Here is an 11,864-nt window from a genome sequence, read left to right as displayed (position 1 = left end):
TGCCGTTGTTATGTGTTGCTTTAGGCAGGCCGTGTGGATTCGATAACTGCGTTAATCAGAGCGTGACGTGATCGCGTCCCTTGAGGCCGAGCATGGCGCGGGCGTCCGCGGGCGTCGCGATTTCGAACGACAGGTCTTCGAGAATGCGGCGGATTTTCCTGACCTGCTGCGCGTTGGATTCGGCTTTCACGCCCTTCGCGAGATAGATGCTGTCTTCCAGCCCGACACGCACGTTGCCGCCGAGGATGGCGCTCATCGTGACGAGCGGCATCTGATGGCGTCCTGCGCCGAGCACGGAAAACAAGTAGTTCTCGCGACCGAACAAGCGGTCCGCGGTGGCGCGCATCACCGTCATGTTCTCCGGGTCCGGGCCCATGCCGCCGAGAATGCCGAAGACCGACTGGATGAAGAAGGGCGGCTTGACGAGCCCCTGATCCACGAAATGCGCGAGATTGTAGAGATGCCCGAGGTCGTAGCATTCGAATTCGAAGCGCGTGCCCTTGCCGCCCAGTTCGAGCAGGATGTGCTTGATGTCCTTGAAGGTGTTGCGAAAGATCATGTCTTCCATGCCTTCCACATAGCCCTTCTCCCACTCATAGCGCCACGTCGAAATCTTCGATGCCAGCGGATGAATCGAGAAGTTCATCGAGCCCATGTTGAGCGAGCACATCTCGGGAGCCGCTGCCAGCGGATATGCGAGCCGTTCTTCGAGCGTCATGCGGGTGCTGCCGCCCGTCGTGATGTTGATGACGGCATCGGTCGCCTCGGCTATAGCGGGCACGAACTGCCTGAAGATGTCGGGGCTCGGCGTGGGGCGTCCGTCGATGGGATCGCGCGCATGCAGATGGATGATGGCGGCGCCCGCTTCGGCGGCTTCGATGGACTGTGTACGGATATCGTCGGGCGTGAGCGGCAAATGCTCCGACATCGAAGGAACGTGCGTGGCGCCCGTGACGGCGCACGAGATGATGACCTTGCGGCCGGGATTGCTCATGATGCTGTCCTCGTCTCCATGATGCCGCCGCGCTTCGCGCAACGGCGGCTTGTGACACTGATGTTATTGAGTTAGCATCCGGCCGGAAAGGTCATTTCCGGACAGGCGAGAGTCCTGCGAGGACATAGCGAATCCAGCGAGCGAGTCATGGCGACGATCCGGCCCCCACTCAACGAACGCATGTACGCGCCGTACAAAATCGCGGCGCTGGTCGAGGTGCTGGCGGAGCAAGGCATCGCCGCCGCCGACAGTCTGCGGGGCACGGGCGTCAGCGTCGAGGCGCTGCAGGATGCGTCCGTGCTCACGTCCATCGGCCAGTACGCCACCGTGTGCAGGAACGCGATCTCGCTGTCGTGCGATCCCGCGACGCCGTTCAAGGTCGGCAGGAAGCTGCATCTTTCGGCTTACGGCATGTATGGCTATGCGCTCATGTCCTGTCTCTCGCTGCGGGACTACTTCAAGCTGGGCGTGAAGTACCATCGGCTCGCCACGCCGACGGTTGCCATCGAATGGACCGAGTATCCGGACCGCATGGTCTGGACTTTTCCCGACGCGTTCATCTCCAGTCCGTCGCGCGAGTTACGGGAGTTCATCATCGAGCAGCAGTACACGCAGCACGTCACGCATCTGCAGGATGTCGCGGGCGGGCTGTGTCCGCCGATCAAGGCATGCTTCTCGTATGCCGCGCCTGCGCATGCGGACATTTACCCGGAGTATCTCGGCTGTCCTTGCTACTTCGAGCAAGAGCAATGCGAGCTGATCTACGACAGCGCGATTCTCGATCGCAAGCCGCAACTCGCGCATCAGCTCACGGCGTCGCTGTTGCAGGAAACGTGCGACAGGCTCATCGGTCAGGCGAAGACATCGAGCGGTGTCGCGGGCGAGGTCTATCAGATACTGATGAGCACGCCCGGCGTCTTTCCCGGCATGGAGGCGACAGCCGAGCACATGCACATGACAACGCGCACGCTGCGGCGGCGTCTGCAAGCAGAAGGCACGTCGTTTCTCGCGATCGTCGACGATGTGCGCCGTTCCCTCGCGCTCGAATACCTGAAGACCACAAAGATGAATACCGACGACGTCGCGATGCTGCTCGGCTTCAGCGATACGGCGAACTTCCGTCGCGCGTTGAAACGCTGGACGGGCAAGGGACCGGGCGAGCTACGGAAATAACGTTCGTCGTCCTTATTATCTTGCGGCGTCCTTCAATGCCTCGCGCACATGACGTACGAAGCGGGCCGTGACCGCGTTCTCTTTCGCCGATGGCCACGCCAAACCCACGCGCCACTTCGCATGTTTGCCGTTCAGCGGCAGGACGGTTGCATCGCGTAGCAAATGCTGCGCGCGCGACGGGATAAACGCGACGCCCACGCCCGCCGCAACGGACGTGAGCACCGATTGCACGTCTTCCGCGTGCTGCGTGACGTTCGGCACGAAACGCCGTTCGCCGCACCATCGGTCGATCTGGGCCGCGAGACCGGGACCGCGTGCGCGCGACAACGCGATAAAGCCGATGTCGTTGAGCACGCCGAGGTCCTTCGGAAGGCGCTTGTAGCGGGTATCCGCGGGCATCGCGAGCGCGAGACCTTCGTCGATCACTCTGAACGATGTCAGTCCGCTCGCCGCCGGCAGACGCATGAAGCCTGCATCGAGCTTGCCGGCGAGAATGCGCCGGCTCTGCTCCGACGATGAGAGATCCGAGAGCGTGATCGCCACGCCGGGATTCTGCCGGCGAAAGTCCGCAATGAGCCGCGGCACCAGCGTGAGCACCGAAAGACAAATGCCGATGCGCAAATGCCCGGTTCTGCCGCTGCTGGCATCGCGCGCGCGGGCGAGGATATCGTCGGCGTCGCGCATCAGCGCCTGCGCATCCGGCAGAAACGCTTCACCGAAGAGCGTCAGCTCCGCGCCATGCCTGCCGCGTTCGAACAGCTTGCCGCCCAGACTCGCTTCGAGCGCGCCGATCTGCTTGCTAAGGGCGGGCTGACTCACGTGTAACGCGTCCGCCGCGCGGCTGAAATGGCGCAGTTCGGCCACCGCGAGAAACGTCTTCAACAGTTTCAATTCCATTCGACGCCGTTATCAGATGCGGAAAATCATTCATTTTACAAATGGAACGCGCAGTCGTTGAATGAGGGCTGGAATTGAACTCAAGGAACGGACATGACATCTCGCACGACCGTGCGTCGTCGCGCTGCGCGTCGCGGCAACGACATGCAGGCTGAAGCGGCTTCGGTGAAAGATGAAACAAAGACATCGTCTCGACCGCCGCGTTACCGGGCGGTCGAGAGCGAAGAAGAGGACAGACGCGCGACCGGATCGATCGCGTTGAGCTTTGCGGTAGTCAGGCGCGGCCCGCGATGAGCCGCGAGTCGGAACGATGCGTGTCTTAAACCGCCCGCCGCACCAGCATTTCCCGAATCTTGCCGATGGCCTTCGTCGGGTTGAGACCCTTCGGGCACACATCGACGCAGTTCATGATCGTGTGGCAGCGGAACAGGCGATACGGGTCTTCCAGATTATCGAGTCGCTCGCCGGTCGCCTGGTCGCGGCTATCGGCGATAAAGCGATACGCCTGCAACAAGCCCGCCGGACCCACGAACTTGTCCGGATTCCACCAGAAGCTCGGGCACGACGTCGAGCAGCTTGCGCACAGAATGCACTCGTAAAGACCGTCCAGCTCGTCGCGCTCCACCGGCGACTGCAAACGCTCCTTCTCGGGCGGCGGCGTGTCGTTGATCAGATACGGCTTGATCGAGTGATACTGGTTGAAGAACTGCGTGAAATCGCAGATCAGATCGCGCACCACCGGCAGCCCCGGCAGCGGCCGCAGCACGATGCGCTGCGGCAGATCGTTCAGGTTCGTGAGACACGCGAGCCCGTTCTTGCCGTTGATGTTCATCGCGTCCGAGCCGCACACGCCCTCGCGGCACGAGCGACGGAACGACAGCGTTTCATCCAGCTCCTTCAGCTTCACCAGCGCGTCGAGCAGCATGCGTTCGTGCGTCAGGTCGAGCTCGTAGCTCTGCATGCGCGGCGCGGCGTCCTTGTCCGGATCGTACCGGTAGACTTCAAAAATTCTCTTTGCCATTTGGATATCCTTGCCCTTGCCTTAGAAGGTACGCGCCTTCGGCGGCACCGATTCGACCGTCAGCGGCTTCATCTGCACCGGCTTGTAGTCGAGGCGATTGCCTTCGCTGAACCACAGCGTATGACGCATCCAGTTCTCGTCATCGCGATGTTCGTAGTCGCTGTGCGCATGCGCGCCGCGGCTTTCCTTGCGCGCCTCGGCCGAGACCATCGTCGCGCGCGCCACTTCGATCAGATTCGCCAGCTCCAGCGCCTCGACCTTCGCGGTGTTGAACACCTTCGACTTGTCCTTCAGATGCACGTGCTTCACGCGCTCGGCCAATTCCGCCACCTTCTCGACGCCCTCTTCCAGCAGCTTCGAGGTGCGGAACACGCCCGCGTGCGATTGCATCGTCGCGCGGATGTCGTTGGCGATATGCTGCGTGTATTCGCCCGAGGTCGACTTCTCCAGCACCGCGAGACGCTCCAACGCGAAGTCGGCGGCATCGACCGGCAGCGGCTTGTGCTCCTTCATCTCGGTCGCGTGCTTGATGATGTGATTGCCCGCCGCACGGCCGAACACGACGAGGTCGAGCAACGAGTTCGTGCCCAGACGGTTCGCGCCGTGCACCGACACGCACGAGCATTCGCCCACTGCATAGAAACCGTTGACCGGATCGTCGTAGCCCTTCGCCGTGCCGACGACTTGCCCGTGCATGTTCGTCGGGATGCCACCCATCTGATAGTGGATGGTCGGCACCACGGGAATCGGCTCCTTGATGCAGTCGACGTTGGCGAACTTCAGCGCGATCTCGCGAATCGACGGCAGACGCTTCATGATCGTCTCGGCGCCGATGTGCGACAGGTCCAGCAGCACGTGATCCTTGTTCGGGCCGACGCCGCGGCCTTCCTTGATCTCCTGGTCCATCGAGCGCGAAACGAAGTCGCGCGGCGCGAGGTCCTTGAGCGTCGGCGCGTAACGTTCCATGAAGCGGTCGCCGTTCGCGTTACGCAGAATGCCGCCTTCGCCGCGCACGCCTTCGGTAATCAGCACGCCCGCGCCCGCGACGCCCGTCGGGTGGAACTGCCAGAACTCCATATCTTGCAGCGCGATGCCCGAGCGCGCGGCCATGCCGAGACCATCGCCCGTATTGATGAACGCATTGGTCGATGCCGCGAAGATGCGACCCGCGCCGCCCGTGGCGAAGAGCGTGGTTTTGCCTTCGAGGATATAGACTTCGCCCGTTTCCATTTCGAGCGCGGTCACGCCGAGCACGTCGCCGTCGGCGTCGCGGATCAGGTCCAGCGCCATCCACTCGACAAAGAAGTGCGTCTTGGCCGCGACGTTCTGCTGATAGAGCGTGTGCAGCAACGCGTGACCCGTGCGGTCGGCCGCGGCGCACGCGCGTTGCACCGGCTTCTCGCCGTAGTTCGCAGTGTGGCCGCCGAACGGGCGCTGATAGATGGTGCCGTCCGGATTGCGGTCGAACGGCATGCCCATGTGTTCCAGTTCATAGACCGCATTGGGCGCTTCGCGGCACATGAACTCGATGGCGTCCTGATCGCCGAGCCAGTCGGAGCCCTTGATCGTGTCGTAGAAGTGGTAGTGCCAGTTGTCCTCGCTCATGTTGCCGAGCGATGCGCCGATGCCGCCTTGCGCGGCCACCGTATGCGAGCGCGTCGGAAACACTTTGGAGAGCACCGCGACGGACAGGCCCGCGCGCGCGAGCTGCAGCGACGCGCGCATGCCCGATCCGCCCGCGCCCACGATCACCACGTCGAAACGACGACGCGGCAAGGAAGTCTTGATTGCAGCCATGTTCTTTAAACTCTCCAGAGAATCTGTGCAGCGTAGCCGGCGCATCCGATGAGCCACAGGACGGTGAGCACCAGCAGGCCCAGGCGCAATCCGACGGGCTTCACGTAATCCATCCAGATGTCGCGCATGCCGACCCACGCGTGATAGAAGAGCGAGAGCAAGGCGACGAAGGTGGCGAGCTTCATCCACTGCATCGCGAAGATGCCGGCCCAGCCTTCGTAAGAGAAGTTATGTGCGCCGAAAAAGAGCACGAGCAGCAAGAGCGTGTACACCGCCACGGCGACGGCCGTCACGCGTTGCGCGAGCCATTCGCCTGTGCCGTAATGCGCGCCCACGACGAGGCGCTTCGGGCCGACCCGGTTTTGCGTTCCCATGTTAGAAGGCTCCGAAAAGTTTCAGCGCGACGGCAAGCGTCAGCACGAGCGAGACGACCAGCACCGCGATGGCGGTCTGTCGTCCGCCTTCCTTATTGACGGCCACGTGCATGTCGAGCACGAGAAAGCGGATACCCGCGCAGAAGTGATGCAGATACGCCCACGACAGCACGAGCGTGATGATCTTGACGATGGGGTGCGCGAGAAAGCCCTTGAACGCCTCGAAGCTGATCTCGGACGTCAGGCTCTGGTCGAGCAGATACAGCAGAAAGGGCAGCGCGATGAAGAGCAACAGACCGCTGATGCGATGCAGAATGGACACCTTGCCCGCCCACGGCAAGCGATACTTCGCGATCTGTCCAAGCCCGATGTTCCGGTACTCGGGCCTTGGTTTTTTTACGGCTTCAGCCATGCTAGACCCCTTCTTTCTCTGAATCCCGATGAACGCAGACGCTGCCCTCACGCGTGGGTCGCGATTCGTCGCGTGCCTCTCTGCGGGCCGGCTGACGATGTTCGCGGGCGCATGACGGGCGCGTAACAGACGCGCGGACTGCGCGACAGCGGTATTTTGTCGCGCGATTGTTATACTGTCCAATATCTATCTCCTCTATCTGAAATACGTTTGGCATATATCGAATGGAACTGCGTCATATCCGGTATTTCCTGGCCGTTGCGGAAGAGCGGAACGTCACGCGCGCAGCCGAACGCCTCGGCATCGGCCAGCCGCCGCTGAGCCAGCAGATTCACGCGCTCGAAGACGAAATCGGCGTGCGGCTTTTTCGCCGCACGGGGCACGGCGTCGTGCTCACGGAAGCTGGCGAAGCGTTCGCCACCGACGCGCGGCGCATTCTGGAAGATGCCCGCGCCGCCGTCGAGAACGCGCAAAGCGCGGGGCGCGGCGAGATGGGGCAACTGAACATCGGCTTCACGGGTTCGGCCGCGTTCAATCCGGTCGTGTCGAAGCTCATTCGCGCGTATCGCCAGTCGTATCCGAACGTCGTGTTGACGCTCGCCGAAGGCAACACGGCGCAGTTGCTCGCGTGGCTCGATGCAGGCACCGTCGACGTCGCGTTCGTGCGACTCGGCAGTCAGTCGCCAGCGGGCGTCGAGTTCAATCACATCGCCATCGAGCCGATGCGGGCCGTGCTGCCCAGCACGCACCCGCTCGCGCAGAAGAAAAAGATCGCGCTGTCCGCGCTCGCGGACGACCCGTTCGTGATGCTCCCGCGCGTGGCGAGTCCGACGCTGCATGACGTGATCGTCGGCGCATGCAGGGAGGCCGGGTTCGAGCCGATTGCGGGCCAGCAGGCGCCGCAGCTTTCGTCGGTCGTGAATCTGGTGGCGGCGGGCTTCGGCGTGTCGCTCGTGCCCGCGTCCGTCTGCCAGATTCAGGTGGAAGGCGTCGCGTACCGCGAGGTGTCGGGCAAGGTCATTTCGATCCGGCTCGCGCTGGCTTCGCGGATAGAAGCGACGCGCGCCAAGACCGCGAACTTCATCGAGACGGCGCGCGCGTTCGCTTCATCCGTCGATGCGCTCTAACGCGCTGCTGCGCTGCAATGGCATGCGCATTGCGGGCGTCAAAGGCAGTCAAGGGCAGTCGAACGGAGAACGCAGATGACGAACGTATCCAGAACACTGATCGCAGCCGCGATCGTGTCGCTTTCCAGCGCGGCATTCGCCGCAGGCAGCGCCGGCCTCGGCGGCATGGGCGACGCGAAACATACAGGCGGCGTCAGCGCGGGTGAATCGACGGGCGGCAACGGCGGAACCAGCGCCGCGGCCACTGGCGCGACAGGCGGCCCCGGCGGGACCACAGGCGGCGTCGGCGGAACGGGCAATAGCGGCGGAACGGGCGGCGGCCGAACCGCCGCGACGCCGGGCAGCGGCAATGGCGGCACGCCGACCGGCCGAGAGTCATCGACAGGATCGACGAGAAACGGCGGCACGGGCCAGTAGCAAAGCAGCGCATCGCACGAAGCCGCGCGATGCGCCGCTATGCCACGATCAGTCGTAAAGCACAGCCGCGATCTTCGGATCGCTCATGTTGCTCTTGTCGTACCAGTAGAAGCCGGTATCGATCTTCTTCGGCAGCTTCTCGCCCTTGAGCGCCTTCACCGCCGAATCGACCACGCATCTGCCGATGCCGATCGGGTTCTGCGTGATCGCGCCGTACATCAGCCCCGAAGTGATGTCCTCCTTCTGCTCCTTGCCCGAGTCGTAGCCGATCAGCACGAGCTTCTTTCCCGACTCCTTGATGCCGATGGCCGCGCCTGCCGCCGAGCCCTCGTTCGCGCCGAAAATGCCCTTGATGTTCGGGTTCGCCTGAATCATCGCCTTCGCGATTTCAGCCGACTTCAGGTGATCGCCGCCGCCGTACTGCACGGACACGATCTTGATGTTCGGGTGCTTCGACTTCATCTCGTTCAGAAAACCGTCTCGGCGGTCGATGCCCGTGCGGCTCGTCTGGTCGTGCACGATCACGCCGACTTCGCCGGAATTGCCGATGGCGTCGGCCATCTTGTCGGCGGCGAGCGCGGCGGCGGCGAGGTTATCGGTCGTGCAGGTCGTGAGCGGAATGTCGCTATCGACGCCCGAGTCGAATGCGATGACCGGAATCTTGTTGTTCTGCGCGCGCCTCAGCAGCGGAACGGACGCCTTGCTGTCCAGCGCCGCGATGCCGATAGCCTGCGGCTTCTTCGAAAGCGCGGCCGAGAGCATGTCGATCTGCTTGTCTACCATGGCTTCGGTTTCGGGGCCTTCGAACGTCACCCTGACGTTATGCTCCTTCGCCGACTGCTCCGCGCCCGACTTCACCGCTTGCCAGAACTGATGCTGAAACCCCTTGGAAATGAGCGGAATGTACGCTTCGTCCGCGTAGGCCGTGCTGGCCGCCGTGGCGATCGCGCCGAAACCGATCAGGACACCGATGATTCTTCTTTTGAACATGAAGGTTCTCCTCCTGGATAGACTGTCTCTTTGATTTGCTGTTACGTCTTCTTTGCGCGCCTGATGCTCAACGCTTCCTGCGACGCAGAATATCCCCATACACCGCGAGAATGATGATGAGTCCGGTCACGACGATCTGCCATTCCTGCGCGACCGACATGATGCGCAGACCGTTGGTCAGCACGCTCATGATGAACGCGCCGATGATGGTTCCGAGGATCGTGCCCGAGCCGCCGCTCAACGACGTGCCGCCGATCACGACGGCCGCGATGGCATCGAGCTCATAGCCTTGTCCGAGCGCAGGCTGCGCCGAGTTCAGACGCGAAGCGATCAGCAGGCCCGCGATGCCGCAAATTGCGCCGCCGAGCCCGTAGATGGCGATCTTCCAGCGATCCACATTCACGCCCGACAGACGCACCGCTTCCTCGTTGCTGCCGAGCGCGAACGTATAACGGCCGAGCGCCGTGCGGTTCAACGCGATGGAACTCACGATCGCCACGACGAACAGGATCAGCACCGCATTCGGAATCGGCACGCTCGGCAGAAAGTAGCCGATGAGCGAGTCCTGCGAGATCATGTAGAAGTTCTCGGTATCGGTGAAGTAGATCGGCTTGTCCGACGACACCACGAGCGAAAGACCTTTGAGCAGCATCATCATGCCGAGCGTCGCGATGAAGGGCGGAATCTTCATCTTGGCCGTGAGCGTGCCGGAAATAGTGCCGCACACCGCGCCCGTCACAATGGCCGCGATGATGCCTACCCACATCGGCATGTGCCAGTAGGTGAGGAACACGCCGCAGATCACGGCGGTAAATGTCATGAGCGTGCCTACGGACAAGTCGATGCCGCCCGTCACGATCACGAATGTCGATGCAATGGCGAGCACGCCGTTCACGGCCGTCGCCTGCAAGATGCCGAGGATGTTATCCATCTGCATGAAGGCGGGCGACGCGAAGCTGAAAAACACGAGCAGCACGATCAGGCTCGCGAATGCAAGGAGCTTCTGCAGCGCGGTCGGCGAGAACACGCGCGAGCGCAGGCCGTTGGCGGGTTTGTCGCTGGCGAGCGCGGCGGTATCGGTAGGCTGTGTCATCTTAAGTCCTTGGCGGCTCATGCCGCTTGTAGAGTCGGGCGTTGCGTCGCAAGCTGCATGATGCGTTCTTGCGTCGCTTCACTTGCGGAAAGTTCTCCCGTGATGCGCCCTTCGCACATCACGACGATGCGATCACTCATGCGCAGGACCTCGGGCAGCTCGGACGAGATCATGACGATGGCCTTGCCCTGTTCGGCGAGCGAGCGCAACAAGCGATAGATCTCGCTCTTCGCGCCGACGTCGATGCCGCGCGTGGGCTCGTCGAAGAACAGCACGTCGCAGTCGCGTTCGAGCCACTTCGCAATGACGATCTTCTGCTGGTTGCCGCCGGATAGCAGGCGCACGGGCTGCGTCGCGGAAGGCGTGCGAATGCCGAGCAGCTTGATGAAATGCGTTGCCGTCTTGCGGATCTTCGAGCGCCGCAGAAACACGCGCCCTGAAAGAAACTTGCCGAGATTGGACATGACGATGTTCGATTCCACGTCCATGCCCGTCGCGAGCCCGAACCGCTTGCGGTCTTCGGACAGATAGCCGATGCCGCGCGCCACTGCGTCGCTCGGCTTCTTGATGGTCGCCTTCGCGCCCTTCACGATGATCTCGCCGGACTCCACCGGGTCCGCGCCGAACACCGCGCGCGCCACTTCCGTGCGGCCCGCGCCCATGAGTCCCGCGAAGCCAAGTATCTCGCCCTTGCGCAGCGTGAAGCTCACGTCTCGCACGAGCGGCCCGGCGTTCAGATGCTGCACTTCTAGCGCCACTTCGCCCTGATGCGCGCCGCCGAGGAACGAGGTGAGGTCGGTCAGCGTTCTGCCGACCATCATGCCGATGATGCTCTCGACGCTCGTCTCCCGCGCGCTGACGGTGGCGACGTATTCGCCGTCGCGCAACACCGTGACGCGATCCGCGATCTGCTTGAGCTCGTCCATCTTGTGCGAGATATAGACGATGCCGACGCCGCGCTCCTTCAGCTGGCGAATGATGCGGAATAGCTCGGCGATCTCGGCGTCGTTCAGCGCCGACGTGGGCTCGTCCATGATGAGCACGCGCGATTCGAACGACAACGCCTTCGCGATTTCCACCATCTGCTGGCTCGCGACGGTCAGCGTATCGACCACCGCGCGCGGATCGAGCTTCACATGCATGCGATCGAGTATTTCGCGGGCTTGCGCGTTGAGCTTGTCTTCGTCGAGCAGCAGGCCCATGAGCTTGCGCGGCTCGCGTCCGATGAAGATGTTCTGCGCGACCGTCAGATGGTTCATCAGATGCAGTTCCTGATGAATGATGCCGATGCCGAGCGCCTGCGCCTCGCGCGGACTCGTGAATTCGACGGGCTTTCCATCGACGAGCATCTCGCCCGAATCGCGGTTATAGACGCCCGCGAGAATCTTCATGAGCGTGGACTTGCCTGCGCCGTTTTCGCCCATGAGCGCGTGGACTTCGCCCGGCATGAGTTCGAACTGCACTTCATGCAGCGCGCGTACACCGGGAAAACGCTTGCTGAGATTGCTGACGGAAATGAGCGGAGTCATGGAGTCGTCGTGGATGAGCGTTCATAGTGCGACCGGGGAG

12 protein-coding genes are annotated in these 11,864 nt (G+C 62.6%); 3 read left to right on the top strand and 9 right to left on the bottom strand.

Annotated elements, in window-relative coordinates:
- Window positions 1-55: 55 nt before the first annotated feature.
- Window positions 56-994: a 3-keto-5-aminohexanoate cleavage protein gene (locus LDZ24_RS24110; RefSeq protein ID WP_248323712.1), complete on the bottom strand. Its 939-nt coding sequence runs from the start codon at window positions 992-994 to the stop codon at window positions 56-58.
- Window positions 995-1,141: 147 nt separating this feature from the next.
- On the opposite strand from LDZ24_RS24110, the gene LDZ24_RS24105 reads away from it, so the two are divergent.
- Window positions 1,142-2,167, top strand: coding sequence for an AraC family transcriptional regulator (locus LDZ24_RS24105; RefSeq protein WP_248323711.1), 1,026 nt, complete (start codon window positions 1,142-1,144; stop codon window positions 2,165-2,167).
- Window positions 2,168-2,182: 15 nt separating this feature from the next.
- Here LDZ24_RS24105 and LDZ24_RS24100 read toward each other — a convergent pair whose 3' ends face one another.
- From LDZ24_RS24100 to sdhC, 5 genes are all read right to left on the bottom strand, one after another.
- Window positions 2,183-3,064 (bottom strand): LysR family transcriptional regulator, encoded by an 882-nt coding sequence (locus LDZ24_RS24100; protein WP_248323710.1) that lies wholly within the window; start codon window positions 3,062-3,064, stop codon window positions 2,183-2,185.
- A 319-nt stretch (window positions 3,065-3,383) separates the two neighbouring features.
- Window positions 3,384-4,085: a succinate dehydrogenase iron-sulfur subunit gene (locus tag LDZ24_RS24095; protein ID WP_244849783.1), complete on the bottom strand. Its 702-nt coding sequence runs from the start codon at window positions 4,083-4,085 to the stop codon at window positions 3,384-3,386.
- Window positions 4,086-4,106: 21 nt separating this feature from the next.
- Window positions 4,107-5,882, bottom strand: coding sequence for a succinate dehydrogenase flavoprotein subunit (gene sdhA, locus LDZ24_RS24090; RefSeq protein ID WP_248323709.1), 1,776 nt, complete (start codon window positions 5,880-5,882; stop codon window positions 4,107-4,109).
- A 5-nt stretch (window positions 5,883-5,887) separates the two neighbouring features.
- Window positions 5,888-6,256, bottom strand: a complete 369-nt coding sequence (sdhD, locus tag LDZ24_RS24085; RefSeq protein WP_175940907.1) for a succinate dehydrogenase, hydrophobic membrane anchor protein — start codon at window positions 6,254-6,256, stop codon at window positions 5,888-5,890.
- Between the two features lies 1 nt (window position 6,257).
- Window positions 6,258-6,668, bottom strand: a complete 411-nt coding sequence (gene sdhC, locus LDZ24_RS24080; RefSeq protein WP_159834264.1) for a succinate dehydrogenase, cytochrome b556 subunit — start codon at window positions 6,666-6,668, stop codon at window positions 6,258-6,260.
- A 224-nt stretch (window positions 6,669-6,892) separates the two neighbouring features.
- Here sdhC and LDZ24_RS24075 point away from each other — a divergent pair, with 224 nt between their 5' ends.
- Window positions 6,893-7,795 (top strand): LysR family transcriptional regulator, encoded by a 903-nt coding sequence (locus tag LDZ24_RS24075; RefSeq protein WP_206469874.1) that lies wholly within the window; start codon window positions 6,893-6,895, stop codon window positions 7,793-7,795.
- Window positions 7,796-7,870: 75 nt separating this feature from the next.
- Entirely contained in the window at window positions 7,871-8,212 is a 342-nt protein-coding gene (locus tag LDZ24_RS24070; RefSeq protein WP_248323708.1) for a hypothetical protein, read from the top strand.
- Window positions 8,213-8,260: 48 nt separating this feature from the next.
- Here LDZ24_RS24070 and LDZ24_RS24065 read toward each other — a convergent pair whose 3' ends face one another.
- From LDZ24_RS24065 to LDZ24_RS24055, 3 genes are all read right to left on the bottom strand, one after another.
- The gene (locus LDZ24_RS24065; RefSeq protein WP_175943916.1) at window positions 8,261-9,202 is read right to left on the bottom strand and encodes an ABC transporter substrate-binding protein; all 942 of its coding nucleotides are present in this window, start codon (window positions 9,200-9,202) and stop codon (window positions 8,261-8,263) included.
- A gap of 67 nt (window positions 9,203-9,269) precedes the next feature.
- Complete coding sequence (locus tag LDZ24_RS24060; protein WP_248323707.1) at window positions 9,270-10,295, bottom strand: ABC transporter permease; 1,026 nt, start codon at window positions 10,293-10,295, stop codon at window positions 9,270-9,272.
- A 17-nt stretch (window positions 10,296-10,312) separates the two neighbouring features.
- Window positions 10,313-11,824, bottom strand: coding sequence for a sugar ABC transporter ATP-binding protein (locus LDZ24_RS24055; RefSeq protein ID WP_248323706.1), 1,512 nt, complete (start codon window positions 11,822-11,824; stop codon window positions 10,313-10,315).
- Window positions 11,825-11,864 lie beyond the last annotated feature (40 nt).

The sequence above is a fragment of the Caballeronia sp. Sq4a genome (assembly GCF_023170545.1).
Classification (GTDB): Bacteria; Pseudomonadota; Gammaproteobacteria; order Burkholderiales; family Burkholderiaceae; genus Caballeronia.
This window is presented reverse-complemented; position numbering and strand designations above follow the sequence as displayed.

What these genes read in the sequence shown, in the direction of transcription:
- LDZ24_RS24110 (WP_248323712.1), bottom strand. Translation starts at nt 994, where the DNA reads ATGAGCAATCCCGGCCGCAAGGTCATCATCTCGTGCGCCGTCACGGGC.
- LDZ24_RS24105 (WP_248323711.1), top strand. Translation starts at nt 1,142, where the DNA reads ATGGCGACGATCCGGCCCCCACTCAACGAACGCATGTACGCGCCGTAC.
- LDZ24_RS24100 (WP_248323710.1), bottom strand. Translation starts at nt 3,064, where the DNA reads ATGGAATTGAAACTGTTGAAGACGTTTCTCGCGGTGGCCGAACTGCGC.
- LDZ24_RS24095 (WP_244849783.1), bottom strand. Translation starts at nt 4,085, where the DNA reads ATGGCAAAGAGAATTTTTGAAGTCTACCGGTACGATCCGGACAAGGAC.
- sdhA (WP_248323709.1), bottom strand. Translation starts at nt 5,882, where the DNA reads ATGGCTGCAATCAAGACTTCCTTGCCGCGTCGTCGTTTCGACGTGGTG.
- sdhD (WP_175940907.1), bottom strand. Translation starts at nt 6,256, where the DNA reads ATGGGAACGCAAAACCGGGTCGGCCCGAAGCGCCTCGTCGTGGGCGCG.
- sdhC (WP_159834264.1), bottom strand. Translation starts at nt 6,668, where the DNA reads ATGGCTGAAGCCGTAAAAAAACCAAGGCCCGAGTACCGGAACATCGGG.
- LDZ24_RS24075 (WP_206469874.1), top strand. Translation starts at nt 6,893, where the DNA reads ATGGAACTGCGTCATATCCGGTATTTCCTGGCCGTTGCGGAAGAGCGG.
- LDZ24_RS24070 (WP_248323708.1), top strand. Translation starts at nt 7,871, where the DNA reads ATGACGAACGTATCCAGAACACTGATCGCAGCCGCGATCGTGTCGCTT.
- LDZ24_RS24065 (WP_175943916.1), bottom strand. Translation starts at nt 9,202, where the DNA reads ATGTTCAAAAGAAGAATCATCGGTGTCCTGATCGGTTTCGGCGCGATC.
- LDZ24_RS24060 (WP_248323707.1), bottom strand. Translation starts at nt 10,295, where the DNA reads ATGACACAGCCTACCGATACCGCCGCGCTCGCCAGCGACAAACCCGCC.
- LDZ24_RS24055 (WP_248323706.1), bottom strand. Translation starts at nt 11,824, where the DNA reads ATGACTCCGCTCATTTCCGTCAGCAATCTCAGCAAGCGTTTTCCCGGT.